Here is a 21658-nt window from a genome sequence, read left to right on the forward strand (position 1 = left end):
TTTGAGGAGCTTGGTTTATATCCAATAGAAAAAGTGAATACGGGATGGCTTGCTTTATCAGCGTTTAGGAAATAAGTTGATAAAATGTGAAGGGTACAGGAGCCGTATACGAGGTCCGTACGTACGGTTCTGTGAGAGGGATGAGGCATAAGCCTCACCCTACTCGATAGAATCGAGTAGAGATAACAATTGTTGCTGGTTTGCATAAACATCAATTTCACCAATGGTTTTATTTGTTGATTGCTTATCCCAAAAATCTATCGTTTGACTGATACCAATAGAGTAATTATCAAAATCACCTTCTTTTTCATAGCTTGCTTCAAGCTCTGGGTTATATACGGCTTGAGTTAAGCTTTTGGCTCTATGATTACTTGCATTAAGTAACTCTTTAGCCGCAACAACTTCGGGATCTTTATTTATTTGACTATCTAGCCATGAAATACTTTTCTGTTTGCCATAAGTGGCAACTGAAAAACTCACAGCCATGCATAAAGACAGGGTTAAACCTGCATTTTTTAAAAATATATACATAAAACTTCTTAATTTTTTAATTTATAAACACGAACCCTTTATCCTTCTCATGGACAAATAGGTCATTAAAAATCAATCTAATTAAGAAATGGGTGGGCGAAGTATCGCTTCAAGGTAAGTATTTGTTTGATCAATTTGATAAGGCGTTTTATTGATAATGTTTAGTTTGCCCGTGGTATTTGAATTACTGACTAAAATCCAAGATAAGTGGCTGCCACTGCAATGACCGCAGTGATGACAATCTTTTTCATTATGCTGCTCATCACCTACATTATCATTTGAGACATTTCGATCATCTGCATGATCATGTTGAGTTTGAAGGTGCTCTATATCTATTTGGTGATTCTCAGATGTTGAGGATGCTACAGCAGTTAACGATTGTAAAACAATCGAAATAACCAAGAGCATTTTTAGTACAACATAACATTAAGGTTCAAAGTTATCACCAGTTAAATATAGTATTTAAAATACTAGCAGAAACTATTTTCTTAAACTAGCTTTTCAATTCAGTTTCCACGCTTTTACATTAAATAATTTTTTATTTGACTCTATAGCCACTATAGATTTTATACTTATTTTAATATTATTACGGAGTGTTAAATATGTCAGAAAAATGTAGTGGTCAGTGTCAATCATCTTCTACCAATGAAGATGTAAAAATTGATACACAATTAGATAACTATAGTGGCGCGTTTGTCAGTACATTTAAAGTACCTCAAATGGACTGTCCTTCAGAAGAGAGATTGATTAGGTTAGCACTTGACTCAATTGAGCCTTCAGTTGGGTTGCAATTTGATATTCCTAGCCGTTTAGTCAAGGTTTTTCATGATGAAAATTTAGATGAGATAACAAAAAAATTACAACAACTCAATCTCGGTGCAGAGTTGGCATCAACTAAAGAAAGTTGCAGCACCGAAGCTGCAAAAGCAAAAGATCTAGCCCAAAAAAATGAGATGAAAGAAGCATCAACGCTAAAATGGTTGTTAGCCATTAATGGAGTCATGTTTTTTATAGAAGTAATTGCTGGGATTATTGCGCAATCTGCTGGCCTTATTGCCGACTCATTAGATATGTTTGCTGATGCTGCTGTTTATGGTTTAGCTATATATGCTGTCGGTAAAAGCATAAGCATGAAACTTAGAGCGGCACATATATCTGGTGTACTTCAAATTATTCTAGCGCTAGGTGCTTTGAGTGAAGTCGTAAGACGCTTTATTTACGGTAGTGAACCTATCTCTTCTTTAATGATGATATTTGGTGGAATAGCACTAATCGCTAACATTGCTTGTCTGTTTTTAATATTTGGCAACAAAGAAGACGGCGCTCATATGAAAGCGAGTTGGATTTTTTCCGCAAATGACGTAATCGCAAACGTAGGTGTAATCTTAGCTGGCTTATTAGTTACAGTAACTAGCAGCCGTTATCCAGATTTAGTGATTGGTTTGATTATTGCTGTTGTCGTTTTAAACGGTGCTCGCCGCATCTTACAGCTAAAGTCTTAAGTAGAAAGTAGTTAAAAGAATGCACCCGTCATATTTTAAACCATATATATCATACGTGATAATGATTTTAATCGCGGTGCAGTCTGTGTTTTTTTCGCAAGAAGAGATTGAAGGAAACTTAATTGAAAGTTCTTTTAATATATCACTAACTGAGTCTATTACCCCGCTAAAAGCTCCTGAAAGCTCTAATTTATTTGAGGAGGGTAATAGCCAAACTTTAATTGATAATTGTAATTTTTGTTGCTGCTGTCAGTTATTTTTAAATACAGATTCTTCTTGTAATATTTTACAAGCAATAGAATATTTCCCTACCTACGCCTTAGTTTCCCCTGAGCTAAAAGGCTATATGTCGGTGCCATTCCGCCCACCTAAATACGCCTAAATTTTATAGAAAATTAAGAAAGGTCACATGTTAATGACCTAAATATTACATATAAATTTATAGGAAAGTATACATGGCACTTAATACCTGTGTGCATCGCAAGATAGCAATTTTGAGGTGTGTAACACCTCGGCTTAAATATATCGCGTTTCTCGCTTTGTCACTTTTTACATTTAATGTTTATGCGTTTGAAAATCAGTTAAACCTTCAAGAAGCAATTCAGTGGACGCTTAAACAAAATCCAGAACTTAAAATATTTGATTTCAAGCAAACGGCATTAACAGGACAAGAACAAACAGCAAGTTTAAATCCTGCTTATGAACTAGAGCTTGAAGCTGAGAACTTTGCAGGTTCAGGTGAATTTAATGCATTCGGCAGTGCTGAATTAACTGTCGCTCTATCTTCGGTTATTGAAATGGGAGACAAACGCTCAGCGCGAATTGGGCTTATTTCAAACTCAAGAGCACTGCTCACTGCTGAAAAAGAGGTAGCAGCGCTAAACTTAATGGCTCAAGTCACTGAAAAGTACGTGGAAGTACTAGCAGCACAACAAAGAGTAATATTGGCAAAAAATGCACTGAGTTTAGCGAAAGAAACGTTAGAGATTGTATCTCAGCGTAACCGTGCAGGTGCTACTCCTGAGGCTGAAGTGAAACGTTCAAAAGCAGTTATTGCTCAGGCAAATTTGACCGTTCAATCTGAACAAAAGCGCTTGGAATATTTGAAGCTCTCATTAGCAGCCTACTGGGGGGAAAACTCTGTAACCTTCTCTGAAGTACAAGGGGATCTTTTTCAGTTTGGCAAAGATAGTGACTTTAACAGCCTTTTTGCGAAGTTAGAGAAGAACCCTGCTATTCAAATCTATGCAAGTGAACAGCGACTAAAAGAGGCCGAGTTACAGTTGGCTAAAACAGAGTCAACGGCCAATATCAAATGGTCTGTTGGTGTTAGGCGCTCTCAAGAAGCCAATGATACGGCACTGGTCGCTGGCTTTAGCTTACCTTTGTTTGCTGAAAAGCGAAATTCTGGCGCAATCGCTAGTGCGCTAGCAGAGCGTGACCAAGTTGCCATAGAGAAAGAGGCGACTAAGTTAAGATTTAGAAATCACTTACTACGAGCATACTCCAATAGAAAACAAGCCATATTAACAGCTAATTCATTAAAGCAGTCGGTTATCCCAATGCTTGAAGATGCACTGGAAGATACTCAAGACGCCTATCAAAAAGGTCGATATGGATATCTTGATTATGTATCGGCTAGACAAGAGCTGTTAAATGCTCGGCGAACCCTTATTGACGCGGCATCTGCTGCCCTAATTTATGGCGCAGAGATAGAAAAACTAACAAACGAAGCGCTGTCACTCTAAATAAACATCACTTTAAGTTTAATAACAATTTATTGATTCAGTGATTAACTGAATCGTTTAGGAATTCAAAATGAAAAACTATTTACTCGCACTATTGATTTTTATTGGGTATCTATCACCCATTCAAAGTGTTTTCGCTAGTGAAGATGAACATGAAGGCGAAGAAGGCATAAGCAAAATCGACAATAACATGGCAAAAAAGGTTGGTGTTGAAACAGCCTATTTAGCTTCAAAAACGTTGAACCAAACTATCCCTGTATACGGCTCTACGACGATAGGCGCTGAACAATTATTTCAAGTTAGCGCTAGATATAACGGCGTTATAAAGACAATAAACTTCACTGTTGGTGATACGGTAAAAAAAGGCGATCTATTAGCCGTTATTGAATCTAATGAGAGCTTAAATACTTATAAAATAACATCGCCTGTTTCTGGGACTGTTTTACAGCGAAATGGAAATATTGGCGGTATCACGCAAAACACTAGCTTGTTTGAAATCGTCAAATTTGACACCTTGTGGGCTGAATTTAAGGTGTTTACCAGCCAATATAATCAAATCAAAGTCGGTCAGCATGTTGATATTGAGCAAGGTGAACACGCATTCAGTTCAGTCATCACTAATATTATTCCAGCTAAAGATCAGCCTTATGTTTTAGCACGGGTACGATTAAACAACACTGAGTTAAAGCTAACGTCAGGTCAATTATTAAAAGGCAACGTAAAGATAAACCAATTTGAGGTGGATTTAGCGGTCGAGAAAGTTGCCATACAAGAGCTAGGTGGACAATTAGGTGTCTTTGTAAAAGAAAATGAAGAGTACGAGTTTGCACCACTTGTCCTTGGTCGTTCAGACAAAAACTATATCGAGGTCATTGATGGCCTCAGTAAAGACGCTGAATATGTAAACAAAAACAGTTATCTGATTAAAGCAGATATCTTGAAATCTGAAGTAGAAGACGACGATTAGGAGACGCAATATGATTGAATCAATTTTGCGTCTTGCAATAAATAGGCGCTATTTAGTATTAAGCTTGCTGATGGTAATCATCGGCGTTGGTATGTGGAGTTATCAAAAACTTCCCATTGATGCTGTTCCAGATATAACAAACGTACAGGTACAAATAAATACCTCTGCCCCCGGTTATTCACCTTTAGAAGCGGAGCAAAGGGTAACTTTTCCAGTAGAAAACGCATTAGCTGGACTACCAAAGCTGTCTCACACCCGCTCTCTTTCAAGATATGGTTTATCCCAGGTGACCGTTATCTTTGAAGAGGGAACCGATATTTATTTCGCACGCAACTTAATCAATGCAAGATTAGCTGCGATAAAAGGCGTTATTCCCTCTGGCTTAGAGCCAGAGATGGGTCCTATTTCCACAGGGCTTGGTGAAATATTTATGTATACCGTACAAGCTTCTCCTGACGCTAAAATGCCTAATGGAGAGCCTTATACCGCTATTGCCTTAAGAGAAATACAAGACTGGATCATTAAACCGCAATTGGCTCAAGTTAAAGGCGTCATTGAGGTCAACAGCATCGGCGGCTATAACAAGCAGTATCATATAACGCCGAAACCCGAAAAATTACTTTTTCATCAGGTAAGCTTTGAAGACGTTTCTGATGCATTACGTAAAAATAATGATAACCGTGGCGCGGGTTATATTGAGCAAAACGGACAACAAGTGTTAGTGCGCTCCATCGGGCAACTTGCGACAATGGATGAAATCCTCAATGTCATCATCAAAAAGAACGATGGTATTCCTGTAAAAATATGTGATGTTGCCAATGTTGCTATAGGCAAAGAACTTAGAACAGGGGCTGCTACTCGTAATGGCATTGAGACAGTGCTTGGTACAACCATGATGCTGATTGGTGAGAATTCTCGCACCGTTGCTTTAGAAGTGGAACATAAGCTCAGCGAAATACAAAAATCTCTGCCAAAGGGCATTACCGCAGAGCCTGTTTACGACAGAACAACGTTAGTAGATAAAGCGATTGCAACCGTTACCAAAAACCTCGTTGAAGGTGCGCTTTTAGTTATTGTTGTGTTATTTATTCTACTTGGAAATTTACGTGCAGCTCTCATTACCGCTGCTGTTATCCCTATTTCCATGTTAATGACAATCACAGGTATGGTGCAAGCAGGAGTATCTGCCAATTTAATGAGTCTCGGCGCATTGGACTTTGGCTTGATAGTGGACGGGGCTGTAATCATCGTTGAAAACTCTGTCCGTAGGTTAGCACAGGCCCAACACAACGGTCATAGGCAAGACTTAAGAGAACGCCTAAATACCGTTTTTGAAGCCACTTCAGAAGTGATACGTCCAAGCTTGTTTGGTGTGGCAATTATCACTGTTGTTTACATCCCCATTTTCACGCTAACTGGCGTTGAAGGGAAAATGTTCCACCCTATGGCGGCAACTGTCGTTATGGCGTTAATTTCCGCAATGATCCTTTCAGTTACACTGGTTCCTGCTGCTGTAGCTGTGTTTATGAAAGGTAAAATCAGCGAAAAAGAAAGTGTAGTTATTCGTTCAACCAAGTCTATTTATGAACCATTGTTAAAAATGGCGATGAAATTTCGTTGGATTATTGTTTCATTCTCAACGCTGTTAATGGGGTATAGCCTTTGGTTAGCAACTACGCTTGGGACAGAATTTGTTCCTCAATTAAATGAAGGTGATATTGCACTACAGGCATTAAGAATTCCATCGACTGGCCTAGAGCAATCAGTAGAAATGCAAGAAGTACTTGAGCAACGTATTAAAGCGTTTCCTGAAGTTGATAAAGTATTCTCGCGCATTGGCACACCAGAAGTAGCAACCGACCCAATGCCACCGAGTATTGCTGATATCTTTGTTATTTTAAAACCACGTAAAGAATGGGCCGAACCTTCAAAACCAAAAAGTGAATTAGTTGAAGAAATGGAAAAAGTACTGAAAAACATTCCAGGCAACAACTATGAATTCACTCAGCCTATTCAAATGCGTTTCAATGAATTGATTTCTGGCGTTAGAGCTGATGTCGGCATCAAAATATTTGGTGATGATTTGGATCGGTTATTACTTACCGCAAAAGATATTCTAAATATTGTGAAAACCGTGGATGGTGCCGCTGATGCTCGAATGGAACAGGTCACAGGTGTTCCATCTTTATCAGTAATTCCTAAACGAGAAGCGCTTGGTAGGTATGGATTGAACGTTACCGAATTGCAAGACTGGGTTGCCACTGCGATTGGCGGTGAATCTGCGGGGATCATTTATGAAGGTGACAGACGGTTTGAGTTAGTTGTTCGCCTACCAGAGCAAATAAGAACGGATATCGATAGCTTGAAGCATCTGCCGCTTCCACTTGAGAATGGTAACTATGTGCCAATTGAAGAAGTTGCAGAGCTTAAATCAGAGTCTTTACCCGCGCAGATTAGCCGAGAGAACGGAAAAAGAAGAGTTGTGGTTACCGTCAATGTTCGTGGTAGAGATTTAGGCGGTTTTGTAAAAGAAGTTAAAGCTAAAATTAATCAGGAAGGAGAAATTCCAGCAGGATACTGGCTTGATTATGGTGGAACGTTTGAACAACTAGAATCAGCAAGTAAGCGATTAAGCCTAGTTGTACCGATAACATTGGTTGTTATCCTAGGTATTTTGATTATAGCATTTGGTTCATTAAAAGATGCATTAATCATTTTCAGTGGCGTGCCTTTAGCATTAACAGGGGGCGTATTTTCACTTTATTTAAGAGACATGCCCTTATCAATTTCGGCAGGTGTCGGCTTCATTGCATTGTCAGGTGTCGCAGTATTAAATGGCTTGGTTATGTTGGCTTTTATTCGAGATCTTTGGCATGAAAAAGGCGACCTATACGTAGCGATCATTGAAGGTGCCATCATTCGTTTAAGACCTATTTTAATGACGGCACTGGTCGCAAGTTTAGGTTTTATTCCAATGGCGTTAAACACTGGAATTGGTGCAGAAGTACAACGACCACTAGCAACAGTTGTTATCGGCGGTATTGTATCTTCTACCATTTTAACTTTGTTTGTATTGCCTATTTTATATCAATGGGCGCATGGCGCTGAGAGTAACAAACAGCAATCCGACGAAATCTAAAAGCAAAAAAGCAGCTTAATTACTAAGTTATGCCTAATTAAGCTGCTTTTTATATTGTATGCTCCAAAATTTTATTGATAAAACTTACTCTGCTTCATCCCTACAATTTTCATTTAAAAACTCAAACTCTATCGTCGTATGCGATAAATGATAGGAAGATAATTTAGCTGCAACCTCTTGTTTAAGCTTAATTAATTCTTTAACGTCAAAGTTGTCACTCAGCTCAAGGTGCGCTGTTAAAACGTGACTTTCACCATCCAGTGACCAAAAATGCATATGGTGTATACCATTTACTTCAGGAAATTCAATTAATGACTGCTTAATACGCTCTTGGGTCTCTTTATCGGGTGCAGCTTGAAGAAAAAGCACCAATGTTGATTTAAGATTTTTGAAAACGTTAAATAAGATAAACAGCGTAAACCCTATTGATAATAGAGGATCTAATATCGGCAGTTCAACGAACAACAATACAATAGAGACTATAAGAACGGCAACCCAACCGAGTACATCTTCAAGTAGGTGCCATGTCAGCACTTTTTCATTTAGTGTTTCACCCGCTTTTAATTTGAATACCGCATAACCATTTACGGCAACACCGAGTATGGCTAGCCCTAACATCCCCTCAACTACAGGCATTTCAGGATTGGACAGCTTAGGTATTGCTTCAAATAAAACCCAAATAGAGCCGATAATCAAAACAATACTATTTACCAATGCACCAAAAAGTGTAAGTCGGCGATAACCATAGCTGAATTTGTCTGATGCTTCTTTATCTGAAAAACGACTTAAAATCCACGCAAAACCTATTGAAAGACTATCACCAAGATCGTGAACGGCATCCGCCATTATCGCCGTACTGTTTGTGAGCCAACCACCTATAAATTCGATAATGGTAAATATCACATTAAGGAAAAATGCCCAACCAATCCGGTCGTCTTTACCATGCTGATGACTGTGACTATGGTTGTGCATTTTGTACCTCCAGTACTTTTTTATTTCTTATTTTTGATACATTCATATTAATCAAATGTCGGATCACTCGTTGATACAACCAACGTTTTACACCTGATAGATTAGTACCTTTTTCGAGATAGAACTTATCTGGTGAATCATAAAGCCCAAAGTCGTCATGAATACCTTCTTTTTGAATATAGGTATCCTCTCCACGCCAATCCGTACCGGGTGAAGATAAGCACTTTGTTGCAACACCATAACCACAAAACTCATCTTTTGCTTGGCTAAATTTCTGCTGTAGTGAGCTTAAGTATTGCTCATCCAATATAAAGCCCTCTAAGTTTATCCAACGCCCTTCAAAGTAAACTTCTACCCAACTATGAATGATGTATTTAGGTGCTAACCAAAATACAAGCTTGGGATAGCACCTTTTTATAGTTGCTGATCAATGGTAAAACCTTGGAAACGACACTGGATACCTAGTCCACGCAATAGTGCCATTAACAGATTACCCTTAGTATTACATTGTCCATAACCATCTGCTAGCACATCGCTTGCTGAAATATCATCACTCTTGTTATAGCCAAACATTATTTCATCTTTTACAAACTGATAAGCGGCACCAATTTTGTTGAAATTATCCAAATTTTTCCACCCTCGTTGATCGATCAGGGATTGGATATCTTTGTGTTCAAAATTAACGATATTCGTATTGTTTAAATATTTCTCAGTCATTTTTATATATCCCTTTTGTTGCATACCTATACTATAGATCCTATAGTAACTATAGAGTCAAATGTCTGGGGGAAATTGATGAAAATAGGCGAATTGTCAAAAAAATCGGGCTGTTCAATACAAACGATTAGATATTATGAAAGAGAAGGATTACTGTTAAATCCAAACCGTTCAGAAGGTAATTTCAGGCTGTATGATAGTAAAGCACTTAAACAATTGGAATTCGTAAAGCATTGTCGCAGCCTAGATATATCACTCAATGATATTAAACGTCTTATCGAATTAAAAAATAAGCCAGAAGAAAGCTGCTCTAGCGTTAATGCATTAATTGATCAGCAACTTGCACTAGTGAATAAACGTATGAAAGAATTAAGGGCGCTTAAAGCTGAATTACAACAGATGGCAAGTGCTTGTGGTTCAGACAATACAATTGAAGCGTGCGGCATCATCAAATCATTGGATAGCTAAACTAAATATAACTTTAGATTAGTAGTATTCACAAAGGCAATAATGTAAACCATTGGCAAATTAGCACAATCATTAAATTTAAATGTAGAAACCATTCGTTTTTATGAACGAGAAGGGCTGATTACACAACCTGAAAAACCAATATCTGGTTATAGACAATATGACGAAACAATAGCAGGACAACTTAGGTTTATCACAAAAGCCAAAGCGCTCGGCTTTACGTTAAGAGAAATAAAATCGCTAATGTCTATGGACAGCAACTGCACTCAAGTTGAGCTATTAAGCCGACAAAAGTTAGCAATCATTCGAGACAAAATTAATGACCTTCAACGTTTAGAGAAAGTAATTGTGGATATGACAAATACCTGTATGCAAAACGAAGATCCAACACATTGCCCCATAATTGATTCATTAAAATGATTGACTCCGTACTTATATACGGAGTTTAGAATGATGGTAATATCAACCAATAGACTTTCAAATGATAAATAAAATATTAGACAGAGTAGGCTCTAGTGGCGTTTGGCTAGCGGCACGGCCTGCTTCCCTGCATTAAGGTCACTTGCATCGGCATTAGGACTAGGCTTCTTCTCTCACTTCGAAGGAATAGCTGTAAATACGCTTTTACCTATTTTTGCATCTTTGGAACTATTGGTAAACTTATACAACTGGCACAAAAATAAAAACCATACCAGAGCTGTCTTCAGCATTCTAGGGCCTGTAGCAGTGCTATTAACGCTTTATCCTCTTTGGCTATATGATTGGAGCACATACCTATTTTACTTTGGTATTTGCTTAATGGTCGTTATGTCGGTTTTGGATATCGTAAAACCAGTAAGGGAGCAAACATGCAACGTATGGCTAATTGCCGTCGTTGAAACGATTAACGGTCAATGTCTGCTTTTCGCTCAAATAAGACCCAAAAAATGGCTCATATAGCTATCTAGGTTAACGCTTTCAAAAAACAGAAGTATATTTCCGATAACTACCTTTGAATCCCTATAAACGGAAGTTTGCTTCCGAAATATAGCAATATTGGGTTAGAAACCGGAAGTTTACTTCCGTTTTGTACTTTAAGATTATAAGTAGGTATCTAATGAAAGCTCGGCAGTCCAACTCGTTTTTGCCCCAAGACGAGTTAACGTAAATACTCTAAGGACAGCTTTGAGCGAAGCAGGTATTCAAAGTATTAATGAATGAATAAATAATCAATTCTTGTTATGTAATATAATTAGCTTCTCGTTAAAATTTTCATAAAATTTAAGTTGTTAATTTCAAAGCTATTTTTTATGCGTGTTTTCGTAATGTACTTTTACCCATTCTCGAATAAGTAAATTCTCGGTTATAGGAGAGTCTAAAAAAATTGTAATTCCTTTAGGCTATGTGTAAGTTATTAATAATTAAATTAATAAAAATCGTATTTTGATAATTCTGGAAATTGACACATTGAGTGTTAACGGGAATTTTCGGTAATACGCCGTTAGGCTTCACGGAGAAAGGTGTCAAATTTTGAGCATGGAAAGTGTCATTTCAATAATCGGATCTATCGCTTCAATAGGTGGTGCTGTATGGGCATTTGTCGAAGCTAAGAAATCGGTAAACGCAGCCAGTAAAGCAGAAAAGCTTCGTGATGAACTTATAAGCCGTAGAAAAATGGTTGAAGTATCGCAAGTTCACTCCGAAACAAAGCGTGTTTTATCTGTTGTGTCAAAAGTCGGTCCTTCATGTAATGCCAAACTTCTCAAGGGAGTTAACTGCGCTGATATTGCAAAAGAAGTTGAGGTGTATGCTAGTTTCATTTTTGAACAAAGCGGTCATTTCACTGATTTTTTTGAGAACAAAGCAAAAGAACTTTGTAATGATTTAAAAGATGACATTGAATCATTGTCTGAAGCAATTAATTTTGAAGACAAAAAAAATTATGGCAAAAGTATCTACTACAAAATTCAAAACTTTATGCCCTTTGTTAAACAGCTTTCCGATGAAAAAAAAGAACGGGCTTAAGGAAAAAGTAAAGGAAAAACTATGAAATTATCAGACGGCGAAAAATTAATTGTTTTAATGCTTAGCGAGCTTTATGAAAAATTAGATGTTAAAGGTGAAATAGAACCAGATTTTATTAAATCAGCTATTTTCAGTGATCAACTATGGGGCGTAAAATGGAAATACAGTGGCATTCCATTTGAAGAGTCGGACGATCCTGAAATTGTTAAAGAGGTTGTTGATATTTTAGATATGTGGAGCTTTATAGAACACGCCTATAGCAAGCTGAACGAAGAAGAAAAAGCCAAACTAGAATCTGACGTTCCTTATTTTGGTAAAGACCCCAAATTCATTGGTTTTGATGGTAATAATGAAACTGAGTATATGGGAACAGCAATGTTTCTAGTTAACGAATTGGAAAGATTTCAAGAGTTTAGTGGTCGGAGCTTCAATAGTCATTGCCCTTCAATTGACGGTCATAAAAGAATGTTAAGTGCATTTGAACCAATAAGACAAACTTTGTCTTATGAGCCGTTAAACCTTGCGCAATTGACTACTATATTGAAAGAAAAAGTTCACCCTAGTCGAAGAGAATCCTAACAAACGCTTCAACAAAGGACGTTACTGATTAGATACTCTAACGTATTTATGTCCAAAAACGAGTTTGTATGGACGTCTGCTTCTCGCTCATAGCAGTCTGCCTGATGAAGTCTAAACTTATTCACTTAAACTGTAAGATCTGATATGAGCTAGTACAGCTGATATGCTATTTACGACAAAGTCGCTCGGTAATTAGAGCGACATAATCCCTTGGTAATCACACTAGTACATCATCATGTTTTTAAATTAAAGCTGTTGTTTACTTAACAAACATCCAAATACCGGCAGCGATCATAAACAGGTTTTCTGTTAGGGAGATAAACCCTAGTGGTACGTTACTGTCACCGCCTACACACGCACATTTTAACTCTCGTTTATCTATATAGACTGCTTTTATCACTGAAACAGCACCAACCCCACCTATGAACAATGAAATAGGGGCAATAATATAGGCTGGTAATCCGGCTATCATTCCAATGCCAACAAATGCTTCTAAAAATGGGTAAACATAGGCGTACCTGACTACTTTCATAGCGACTAAGTCATAGGTTATAAATGAATTAGTAAAGCTAAATAAGTCTTGAAGCTTTTGTATTGCTAACACTGCCATTGTTAGGGCTACAAACAGTTCAGCGGTTTGCATTGATAATAAGCTATTATTCGCTGCAAAACTAAATGCCACACTAAGCAAAAAACTAACCGAAAAAATCGCAATCACGGGCGTGTAAGTTGTACCTTCTTGCCCAGCTTTTGGCTTATCAAAGTAATCGAGTAAGTCGTCATAGCCACCTATACGTTTATTATCAATAAATGTTTGAGGTGTAGTTTCTACACTGTGTTGTTTTTTAAATTCATCTGTTTGCTCTCGAGAAGTTAATAGCTGATCATCAACTGTATATCCCTCTCGCTCTAGTAGGTCTTTTGATTTTAAACCAAACGGACAAATATGCTCATCTGTGGCCATTCTAAAAAGTTGGGCTGATTTACTCATGTTTAGCTCCCTTTTATGTATTGGTATAAAATTTTACTTAGCATTAAAATCCGGTACGGTCCTAGATTGTGCTTGCTCCTGAGTTTCTGCTAGGCCATTTTTCTCTATATCCTTTAGTAACCACTGCATTTCTTTAATCTCACGACGCTGTGCCTCAATAATATTTGTTGCAAGCTCTTGGACTCGCTTATCTTTGATTTTTGCCCTTTCACTGGTGAGTATTGCAATTGAATGATGTGGGATCATCGCCGACATCCATGAGCTATCATCAACAGTCGCTTGTGATCGAACTAAAAATAAACTTCCCGCAAATACGGTAACACTAGCAATGAGTACTGTTATATTTTTCTTTTTATCTTTATACATATTGAGCATGAAAAGTAGCATTATCACTGCCATCATGGCTCCCATATAAAGCGCCATATAAGTGCGAGTTTCACTAAAAAAAACATGACTTAGCTGATAAGTATTCAAATACATCAGTACAAACATGACTAATGTTGATGTGGCTATCATTAAGAAAAACTTTAAATACTGCGACATTAGATGGCTCCTTTCTATCATTTACTTTGTATATCATTTATACCAATGGGTAATTCTTACAGGTTATTAGGCGTAAACCCACTATATATTTAATCATTGAATCAATGTTTAATATTACATCAAGAGTTGTGCCATAAGTGTTAAAACTGCTCAGCGTATTTGCTAATATGCTTATAAGTATTTTGCTGTAAATCGTGCGTAAGCATTTCAATATTATATTTATAAAAGCGATCGCCCATTTCCATACCTGGCGTACCAGCAGGCATAGCGGGAACAGAGAGCCCTATCGTCTTTTCAGGATGTTGTTCAGCTAAAAACTGTTTTATATGTTTGGCGGGAACATGACCTTCAAATACAAATCCATCGGCTGAAACGGCTGTATGGCATGACCGCATATTTGATTTTATTTGATACTGAGATTTAATCGTCCCCATGTCATTGACGTTAATTGCTTTTGTTTGAATATTGTTTTCGCTCAAATGAGCAATCCACTTATTACAACATCCACAATTTTTACTTTTATAAACGGTAAGCTCAATTTTAGGTTTTTCTGAATTCTCATAAGTTATTAATGCTTTATGTTGTTTTTCGATACTTATCGCCGAAAATGACATAGTTAATGATAAAAATAACGCTGAGGTAATGTAGATTACTCGCATTGTTAACTCCTTAATTTGACCAATGAATATGAGTGATTTTCCAACCTGTATCGGTGTTTTTTAATGTGATTGATTCCATTCCCATAGACTTAATATCTTTTCCTTTGTACTTTCCTTGAGTTTTACTTCTTGAAATTGAGTAAGCTATGTCTCCATTTGTGTAAACTTGATGCTCTAGTAGTTCACTATTAACAGCACTTAAGAATTTCATATCCGCTATCATATGATGTTTCGCGTATTCATCTGCAGAACGCTCAACACTTCCGCCTTCAAAAATGATGACATCGTCGGCCAGTAATTTACGTGCAGCTTCGCGATTACCTTGTTTTAGAGATGCATGAAATAGGCTGACTGTTTTTGCAGCCTCGCTATCAACATTGACAAAGGCCTTGCCTTTTTTTGAATATTTTTCATCGTCATGTGCACTAACAGTAAAAGAACTAACAGTGCTAAAAATTAGTAGCAATAAAATTTTTAAATTAAAGGATTTAATTAACATACGTTTCCCTTTTTATTAATCGTTAAATAGGCGGACCAACAAGTGTGGTAAATACACTTGTTGTAATAAGTACAAACAGGGCAATTACTATTTCAACAGTAATCGAGCGTTTTAATATACTAATATGGTGTTGTTGAGTGATTTGCGGGACTAAAAAAAGCTTATGCCATGCACCTAGGAGCAGCATCGCACTGACGAGTAACAGCTTTAATAAAATTAGTTGCCCATAATCTGATGTAAACAATGCAGAAAATGACTCTAGGTACTGCAGGAGCAGAGTTAAGCCCGAAATAAGTAGTACAAATACAATAACAATAGCGAGTTGACCAAAGTAATGCATTAACCGCTTTACTTCACTGGTAGGTAGTAAAGTGCAGCTTTTGTAAAGCGGCCACAATGACCCTAACCAGCTCGCAATGGCAATAAGGTGAAAGGTTAAAATACTTTTCACTAACCCATTTTCGTTTGCGCTGTGCCCAGTAAAAGTGAAGCTATAAGCGATAAACCCAAGCATGATTAGTATAACGGCACCGTTTTTATAACCTGCTACGTTATCATCTGATTCCACATTCCACATACATGCGCTAATTAGAGCAATAATAAGCGCTGGTATTCTAAACCTTGCTTGGTCACCTATGACTGATTGCCAAACAATTTCAAGCATAAAGGGGTCAAACATTCCCATAAAGCCTGATTCAGCCATTGCTCCAGCTTCTATAGGTACTTGTAAAAGTGCAGCAATACTACCTGTAACTACACACGTAATTTGCCAACGTTTTAAGAACTGATGAAAGCTAATTAAGTGATGCCCTGCAACATTGCTGTTGCCACACATAAAGCGCATTAATAAAGTGCCCGCAAGCCCTACAATTGCTATATAGCTTGCTAGTTTTAATAATAGTAAGAACACTGACCATTCACTTAATTGCATGATGTTGCTACTTAATGATTATGTTTGCTGTGGGTATTAGATTGTTCTTGCATCATCTTATGCGATTCATTTTTATGTACCATAAATCTAAACGTGCCAGTCATTTTATGTCCATCACCACCCAGTGCTGTCCATTTAACCGTGTAAGTGCCTTGGGCTAGGCTCGGTAATGACCAATTAAAGTCTGTGCTTGGGGTGGCGCTGGGTTTGAAATCAAAGTTTATTGTTTTATTTTTTTCATCTTTGATGATGACTTTTGCTAGCCTTACTTCACCACTAAAAATTAACGAAAGTTCCTCTGGTCCTTGCATTAACATGGCTTCTTGTGCAGGTATTGATTGCTTGAGTGATATATGCGCTGATGCGGAAAATGTAAGCACTAAACCTAAAATGGCTACTGCAGAGTTAAAAAACTTCATAATTACCTCTTATTTAAAATGATTAAAACCAAAATTTAATACCCGCAACAAATGCGGTGTTGTTGCTACTTTGTCCACTTGATGTGGCATAGTCGGCGGTATTGCCAAATTTATTGCTCCATTCAACGCCAATATAGGGCGCAAACTGGCGTGTAAATTCATAACGAACCCTAAAGCCAATCGCGCTGCTTGATAGGCCACTTCCAAGCTCGTTTTGTTTATCGTTTTTACCATAAAGTGTAATTTCGGCTCGCGGTTGTATAATTAGCTTTTGCGTGAGTAGTAGTTCGTACTCTGCCTCTAACGTAAATGCGGTATTGCCTCGCTCACCTACGTATGCTGTCATATCAAGTTCAAACCAATAAGGGGCTAAACCTTGTAAGCCAAAAGCCAACCATTGCCGATTTTCACCTTCTTTATTGTAATCAAGACGAACACCTGCTTGAGTATCCCAATATGCTGATACGGCGTGACCCCATAAAATATCGGTTTGGTTTTCTTCAATACTTCCTTCGCTGAAATCACCCTCGGTTTTAATTACCAATCGATCAAAGGTAGTGCCGTACCATGCTTGTAAGTCAAATACACCTGCGTTTGCTTGCTCGTTATATTCAAGACGATCGCCTAGTAATGCGTAAAATGGATGCTCATCAGCGAGTGTTAATCGCTCATTGCCCTCAAGCGCATATGGGCCTTCTGTTAAAGTTGTTCCCGCAGAGTAAGCATGGGGGTCTCTTGCATCTTTAGGTGCACTTCCTCCTTGTGGTTGCATCTTAGCGCTATTCATTTGTGCCATTTCACTTTGCGCTAATAAAGGGAAACTAATTAATGAAGCCCCAGTTAACATTAATAAACTAAATGATTTAGATAGTTTTAATTGTTTCATGATACGACTACCTCTCTAAACATGCCGGCATCCATATGGAATAATAAATGGCAATGCCAAGCCCAGCGCCCTACATCGTGAGGGGTGGTTAAAAAGCTGATTCTTTGTGCGGGTTGAACAGGTATTGTATGACGTCGCACTTGCACATCACCTTGCTCGTTTTCTAAATCACTCCACATACCATGCAGATGCATAGGGTGCGTCATCATGGTATCGTTTTGTAAAATAACTCTTAAACGTTGGTTATGCTTCATATGCACTGGCGTGCTTTTACCAAATTCTAAGCCATCAAATGACCAGCTATAACGTTCCATATTTCCGGTTAAATGCAACTCAATTTCAGCTTCTGGCTCTTGCTGGTTAGTGACCCCTTCAAGTGAGTGTAAATCTGCAAGTGTTAAAACACGGCGACCATTTTTACGTAAACCAATACCAGGATCATCAAGATTTGTTCTAGGCATATCAACGCGCATATCAACTGAAGCTCCATACTCCGTTTTGGCATGACGCACTTTAGGGCTGGCAACTGCCAATGGGTTTTCAGACATACCATGTTTGCTATGATCCATCGCCATTGCACCGTGCTCCATAGCGCTATGATCCATTTCTTTAGAGTTCATACCTGACATGCCAGCCATACCTGCCATTGCAGAATGCTCACCGCCGTGGGTCATATTGCCCATCATATCGGTCATCGTTAACCATTCAACAGGGTCAAGTGCAGGTACTGGCGCATCAATATTAGGCGAGCTTGATAAAGTTCCTTTTGCGTAACCAGAGCGATCCATACTTTGAGCAAAAATCGTATAGGCATCATTTTTAGGCTCAACAATTACGTCGTAGGTCTCACCAGGGCCGAATCTAAATTCATCAACTGTCACTGGTTCAACGTTTTGCCCATCAGCTTGTACAACTGTTAGTTTTAGTTCGGGAATACGAACGTCAAAAAAAGTATTGCTTGAGCCATTAATAAACCTAAGTCTTACTTTTTCTCCAACTTTAAACATTCCTCGCCAATTTGACATTGGCGTACTACCGTTCATTAAAAAGGTCATTGCTGATGCAGATAAGTCAGCTAAATCTGTAGGATTCATTCTCATTTGATTCCACATTTTGCGGCGTTGCAAAGCATTCGAAACACCGCTATTTGAAACGTCATCAAAAAATTCTGGAACAGTGGGCTGATTGAAGTTAAATACATCACTCTGTATTTTTAATTTGCGGAACAGCGCCATTGGGTCATCATCAGTCCAATCAGATAATTGAATAACATGCTCGTTATCTGCACTAATAATATCTTTTTCTCGCGGTTCAATAATTAATGCACCGTACATGCCAGTCATTTCTTGAAAGCCACTATGTGAGTGATACCAATATGTACCGCTTTGTTGTAATTTAAATTTATAAACAAAGGTTTCGCCAGGCATAATGCCTTTAAAACTGATACCAGGTACGCCATCCATTTGATACGGTAAAATAATGCCATGCCAATGAATTGAACTCGGTACTGATAACTTATTTGTTACTCTAATAGTAACGTCATCGCCTTCTTTGAGGCGCAAGGTAGGGGCGGGTATAGAGCCATTGATAGTTGTCGCCATACGTACTACGCCAGTAAAGTTAACCGGCGATTCATCTATAACCAGATCAATTACTTTGCCGCTAAGTTCGGGCACAGTGCCTGTTATTGTTCCTGCTACTAAAGATGATGCAGCATGTAATACACTCGGAAAAGCAGCAAGTACACCTCCTGCAATTAAGCCTTGAACAAATCGTCTTCGTGGTGTGCTAACCTGTTGTGATGACTTTTTAAACCCCATTTCCTTACTCCTTCATACCAGAATATGTATTGAGTATAGAAAATAGACCTGTCTTAAACATGACGCGAACATTACAAAGTTGTAATGTTGGTGTCATGTTGCTGTAGTGACAGATACTGCATAATATTTGCAGAGGTAGTTGTTAGGACTTTAATGAAGGAATTGTATGCGCTTATTAGTTGTTGAAGATGAATCAAAGACAGGAGATTATTTAAAACAGGGACTAAGTGAAGCTGGTTTTCAGGTTTCTTTGGCGCGCAATGGACTTGACGGTCATCACCTAGCAATGACCGACTTATTTGATGTAATAATACTTGATGTCATGTTACCTGACGTATCCGGTTGGAAAATTTTACAGTCGCTACGTGAAGCAGATAACAAAACCCCAGTACTATTTTTATCTGCTCGCGATAGTATAGACGATAGAGTAAAGGGGCTCGAACTTGGTGCTGATGACTATTTAATAAAGCCTTTTGCTTTTGCTGAAGTTTTAGCAAGAGTACGCACTCTTATTCGCCGTGGTGTAGTACAAACAGTTGACGATATACTGATAGTTGCTGATTTAGAAATGGATATTCCAAAGCGAAAAATACAACGTGCAGGCAAGCGTATTTTATTGAGTAATAAAGAGTTTAGCTTACTTGAACTATTGTTACGGCGCGAAGGTGAAGTACTGCCACGTTCGTTAATTGCTTCTCAAGTATGGGATATGAATTTTGATAGCGACACCAATGTGATTGATGTTGCCATTCGTAGGCTAAGAGCAAAAGTTGATGATGACTTTACTGTTAAATTAATTCATACGGTTCGTGGTATGGGCTATAAATTAGAGGTTGAAACTGATGGCTATTAAGTCACGGCCTTTATCACTTACGATGCGTGTTGTGTTGTTTGTCGCTGTAACCGTTATTGCGTGCTTAACTTTAGTTGCCACCTTAATAAATAGTTCGATAAAACATCATTTTTTCCAGCAAGATAGTAGTGAACTGCATGTTATTAATCAATCTATTGAATTAGTTTTAAGACAACAGTATAAATCAAACCTGAAACTTAAAAATGAATTATCTAACGCTGTAGCGGGTCATCACGGTGTTTACTATCAGGTAAATACCGCAAAAGGAGAGCTCATTTTTCAAAGTTCTGAACGAGATTTTAGTGATTTTGTAATGAGTGCTAATGCTTCAGCTGGCTTTAACCGTAACAACATTACCTCATGGCAAAATGATACCCACACCTACCGAGCTCTGGTGAGTAATTTAAGTACTGGGCAACAGCAATACAAAATTACTACAGCGATAGACATGAGCTTTCATTTACACTTTCTCAATCAATTTCAACAAAGTCTTTGGGCTATTATGTTTGGCTCTGCGGTACTCATTTTATTGGTGGCTTGGTTTGCTATACATCAAGGATTGAACCCTTTACGAGGTTTGAGTCAGAAAATGCATGACATCCAAACTAATAAGATGGATGTAAGGCTTGATGAAAATAAAGTGCCTATTGAGCTTGTTAATATGGTGCAGTCGTTTAACTCGATGCTCGACAGGCTCCAAGGTGAATTTATTCGTTTATCAAATTTCTCTAGTGATATTGCGCATGAGTTACGTACTCCACTAACAAATATAATCACTCAAACACAGGTTGGTTTATCTAAAAAAAGACAGTTGTTAGAGTATCAAGAATTATTGTTTTCTAATCTAGAAGAGCTGGAACGACTAACTAAGATGGTTAGTGATATGCTTTGGCTTGCAAAAACTCAGAATGGACTGGTTAAACCCGTTCAAAATACTCTAAAAAGCCATGATGAAATTGAAGCATTATTTGAGTACTTTGATGCTTTGGCTGAAGACTCATTGATTACATTTAAGAAAAAAGGTCAAAACCTTTGTTTTTATTGTGACAAATTACACTTTCGCCAATTATTATCAAACCTCCTATCCAATGCAATAAGGTATGCCCCAAAAGGCTCATCAATCACAGTAAATAGTGAAATATTTACCGCTGATAAAATATGTATTTCAGTGATTAATACTGGGGAGAGAATACCTTCTGAGCATTTACCTTATTTATTTGACCGCTTTTATCGACCCGATAAATCGCGCCAACGACACAGCGATGGAGCTGGTTTAGGGCTTGCAATAGTTAAAGCTCTAGCGCAAGCAAACGGTGGAAATATAGAGGTCAGTTCAAATAATCAAACTACCAGCTTTAAAGTTTTTCTAAATTTAGCTAAAAGCTAATTATTAAATTTAATAACCCAATGTTTGCTTGTACCTCTAGACT

Annotated in this window: 23 protein-coding genes and 1 pseudogene; 12 read left to right on the top strand and 12 right to left on the bottom strand. The window is 37.9% G+C overall.

Translation table 11 applies throughout. The features are described from left to right. Positions 1 to 159: 159 nt before the first annotated feature. Together QL998_RS09850 and QL998_RS09855 are read right to left on the bottom strand one after the other, a co-directional pair. Positions 160 to 531 carry a TolC family protein gene (locus QL998_RS09850; RefSeq protein WP_290192590.1) on the bottom strand — a complete coding sequence of 124 codons (372 nt, stop codon included), beginning with the start codon at positions 529 to 531 and terminating at the stop codon, positions 160 to 162. Between the two features lie 81 nt (positions 532 to 612). After that, a complete protein-coding gene (locus QL998_RS09855) occupies positions 613 to 939 on the bottom strand; it encodes a hypothetical protein (protein WP_010388429.1) in 327 nt (108 codons plus the stop codon). A 194-nt stretch (positions 940 to 1133) separates the two neighbouring features. Between QL998_RS09855 and QL998_RS09860 the strand changes: the two genes are divergently transcribed. The 5 genes from QL998_RS09860 (at position 1134) to QL998_RS09880 (ending at position 7887) form a co-directional block, all read left to right on the top strand. Further along, positions 1134 to 2033 (top strand): cation diffusion facilitator family transporter, encoded by a 900-nt coding sequence (locus QL998_RS09860; RefSeq protein ID WP_002962256.1) that lies wholly within the window; start codon positions 1134 to 1136, stop codon positions 2031 to 2033. Positions 2034 to 2094: 61 nt separating this feature from the next. Next, positions 2095 to 2415, top strand: a complete 321-nt coding sequence (locus QL998_RS09865; protein WP_138578965.1) for a hypothetical protein — start codon at positions 2095 to 2097, stop codon at positions 2413 to 2415. A 157-nt stretch (positions 2416 to 2572) separates the two neighbouring features. Then, positions 2573 to 3781 carry a TolC family protein gene (locus QL998_RS09870; RefSeq protein WP_290192591.1) on the top strand — a complete coding sequence of 403 codons (1209 nt, stop codon included), beginning with the start codon at positions 2573 to 2575 and terminating at the stop codon, positions 3779 to 3781. 70 nt (positions 3782 to 3851) lie between these two features. After that, complete coding sequence (locus QL998_RS09875; protein WP_002962254.1) at positions 3852 to 4748, top strand: efflux RND transporter periplasmic adaptor subunit; 897 nt, start codon at positions 3852 to 3854, stop codon at positions 4746 to 4748. Between the two features lie 10 nt (positions 4749 to 4758). Continuing rightward, positions 4759 to 7887, top strand: a complete 3129-nt coding sequence (locus tag QL998_RS09880; protein WP_197098559.1) for a CusA/CzcA family heavy metal efflux RND transporter — start codon at positions 4759 to 4761, stop codon at positions 7885 to 7887. Positions 7888 to 7971: 84 nt separating this feature from the next. Here QL998_RS09880 and QL998_RS09885 read toward each other — a convergent pair whose 3' ends face one another. Together QL998_RS09885 and QL998_RS09890 are read right to left on the bottom strand one after the other, a co-directional pair. Beyond that, entirely contained in the window at positions 7972 to 8859 is an 888-nt protein-coding gene (locus QL998_RS09885; RefSeq protein ID WP_002962252.1) for a cation diffusion facilitator family transporter, read from the bottom strand. After that, positions 8846 to 9576: pseudogene (locus QL998_RS09890) on the bottom strand (transglutaminase family protein). Before QL998_RS09890 ends, QL998_RS09885 begins: the two are co-directional and overlap by 14 nt. A 78-nt stretch (positions 9577 to 9654) precedes the next feature. Here QL998_RS09890 and cadR point away from each other — a divergent pair. The 5 genes from cadR to QL998_RS09915 all read left to right on the top strand — a co-directional run bounded on the left by cadR (position 9655) and on the right by QL998_RS09915 (position 12627). Continuing rightward, the gene (gene cadR / locus QL998_RS09895) at positions 9655 to 10044 is read left to right on the top strand and encodes a Cd(II)/Pb(II)-responsive transcriptional regulator (RefSeq protein WP_002962247.1); all 390 of its coding nucleotides are present in this window, start codon (positions 9655 to 9657) and stop codon (positions 10042 to 10044) included. A 51-nt stretch (positions 10045 to 10095) separates the two neighbouring features. Further along, positions 10096 to 10464, top strand: a complete 369-nt coding sequence (locus QL998_RS09900) for a MerR family transcriptional regulator (RefSeq protein WP_028834999.1) — start codon at positions 10096 to 10098, stop codon at positions 10462 to 10464. Between the two features lie 102 nt (positions 10465 to 10566). Then, entirely contained in the window at positions 10567 to 10983 is a 417-nt protein-coding gene (locus QL998_RS09905) for a MerC family mercury resistance protein (protein ID WP_235207522.1), read from the top strand. Positions 10984 to 11559: 576 nt separating this feature from the next. After that, positions 11560 to 12048 (top strand): hypothetical protein, encoded by a 489-nt coding sequence (locus QL998_RS09910; protein ID WP_055011428.1) that lies wholly within the window; start codon positions 11560 to 11562, stop codon positions 12046 to 12048. A 21-nt stretch (positions 12049 to 12069) separates the two neighbouring features. Further along, complete coding sequence (locus QL998_RS09915) at positions 12070 to 12627, top strand: YfbU family protein (protein ID WP_055011429.1); 558 nt, start codon at positions 12070 to 12072, stop codon at positions 12625 to 12627. A gap of 259 nt (positions 12628 to 12886) precedes the next feature. On the opposite strand, the gene QL998_RS09920 is transcribed toward QL998_RS09915, so the two are convergent. From QL998_RS09920 to QL998_RS09955, 8 genes are all read right to left on the bottom strand, one after another. Beyond that, positions 12887 to 13618 (bottom strand): glutaredoxin, encoded by a 732-nt coding sequence (locus tag QL998_RS09920; protein ID WP_024032682.1) that lies wholly within the window; start codon positions 13616 to 13618, stop codon positions 12887 to 12889. A gap of 33 nt (positions 13619 to 13651) precedes the next feature. Further along, positions 13652 to 14161 (bottom strand): DUF305 domain-containing protein, encoded by a 510-nt coding sequence (locus QL998_RS09925; protein ID WP_024032683.1) that lies wholly within the window; start codon positions 14159 to 14161, stop codon positions 13652 to 13654. 140 nt (positions 14162 to 14301) lie between these two features. Then, a complete protein-coding gene (locus QL998_RS09930) occupies positions 14302 to 14820 on the bottom strand; it encodes a DUF411 domain-containing protein (RefSeq protein ID WP_024032684.1) in 519 nt (172 codons plus the stop codon). A gap of 10 nt (positions 14821 to 14830) precedes the next feature. Continuing rightward, positions 14831 to 15319 (bottom strand): nuclear transport factor 2 family protein, encoded by a 489-nt coding sequence (locus QL998_RS09935; RefSeq protein ID WP_008109928.1) that lies wholly within the window; start codon positions 15317 to 15319, stop codon positions 14831 to 14833. Positions 15320 to 15341: 22 nt separating this feature from the next. Beyond that, positions 15342 to 16250, bottom strand: coding sequence for a CopD family protein (locus QL998_RS09940; protein WP_290192592.1), 909 nt, complete (start codon positions 16248 to 16250; stop codon positions 15342 to 15344). 11 nt (positions 16251 to 16261) lie between these two features. Then, positions 16262 to 16669 carry a copper resistance CopC family protein gene (locus QL998_RS09945; protein WP_004588802.1) on the bottom strand — a complete coding sequence of 136 codons (408 nt, stop codon included), beginning with the start codon at positions 16667 to 16669 and terminating at the stop codon, positions 16262 to 16264. Positions 16670 to 16691: 22 nt separating this feature from the next. Next, entirely contained in the window at positions 16692 to 17555 is an 864-nt protein-coding gene (locus tag QL998_RS09950) for a copper resistance protein B (RefSeq protein WP_055011431.1), read from the bottom strand. Then, complete coding sequence (locus QL998_RS09955) at positions 17552 to 19375, bottom strand: copper resistance system multicopper oxidase (RefSeq protein ID WP_024032687.1); 1824 nt, start codon at positions 19373 to 19375, stop codon at positions 17552 to 17554. Before QL998_RS09955 ends, QL998_RS09950 begins: the two co-directional genes overlap by 4 nt. 166 nt (positions 19376 to 19541) lie before the next feature. Here QL998_RS09955 and QL998_RS09960 point away from each other — a divergent pair, with 166 nt between their 5' ends. Further along, entirely contained in the window at positions 19542 to 20228 is a 687-nt protein-coding gene (locus QL998_RS09960; RefSeq protein ID WP_004588805.1) for a heavy metal response regulator transcription factor, read from the top strand. Then, positions 20218 to 21615, top strand: coding sequence for a heavy metal sensor histidine kinase (locus tag QL998_RS09965; protein ID WP_024601570.1), 1398 nt, complete (start codon positions 20218 to 20220; stop codon positions 21613 to 21615). The genes QL998_RS09960 and QL998_RS09965 overlap by 11 nt, the downstream gene beginning before the upstream one ends. The last annotated feature ends 43 nt before the right edge of the window (positions 21616 to 21658 follow it).

The organism is Pseudoalteromonas sp. APC 3691 (assembly GCF_030408135.1).
Lineage (GTDB): Bacteria > Pseudomonadota > Gammaproteobacteria > Enterobacterales > Alteromonadaceae > Pseudoalteromonas.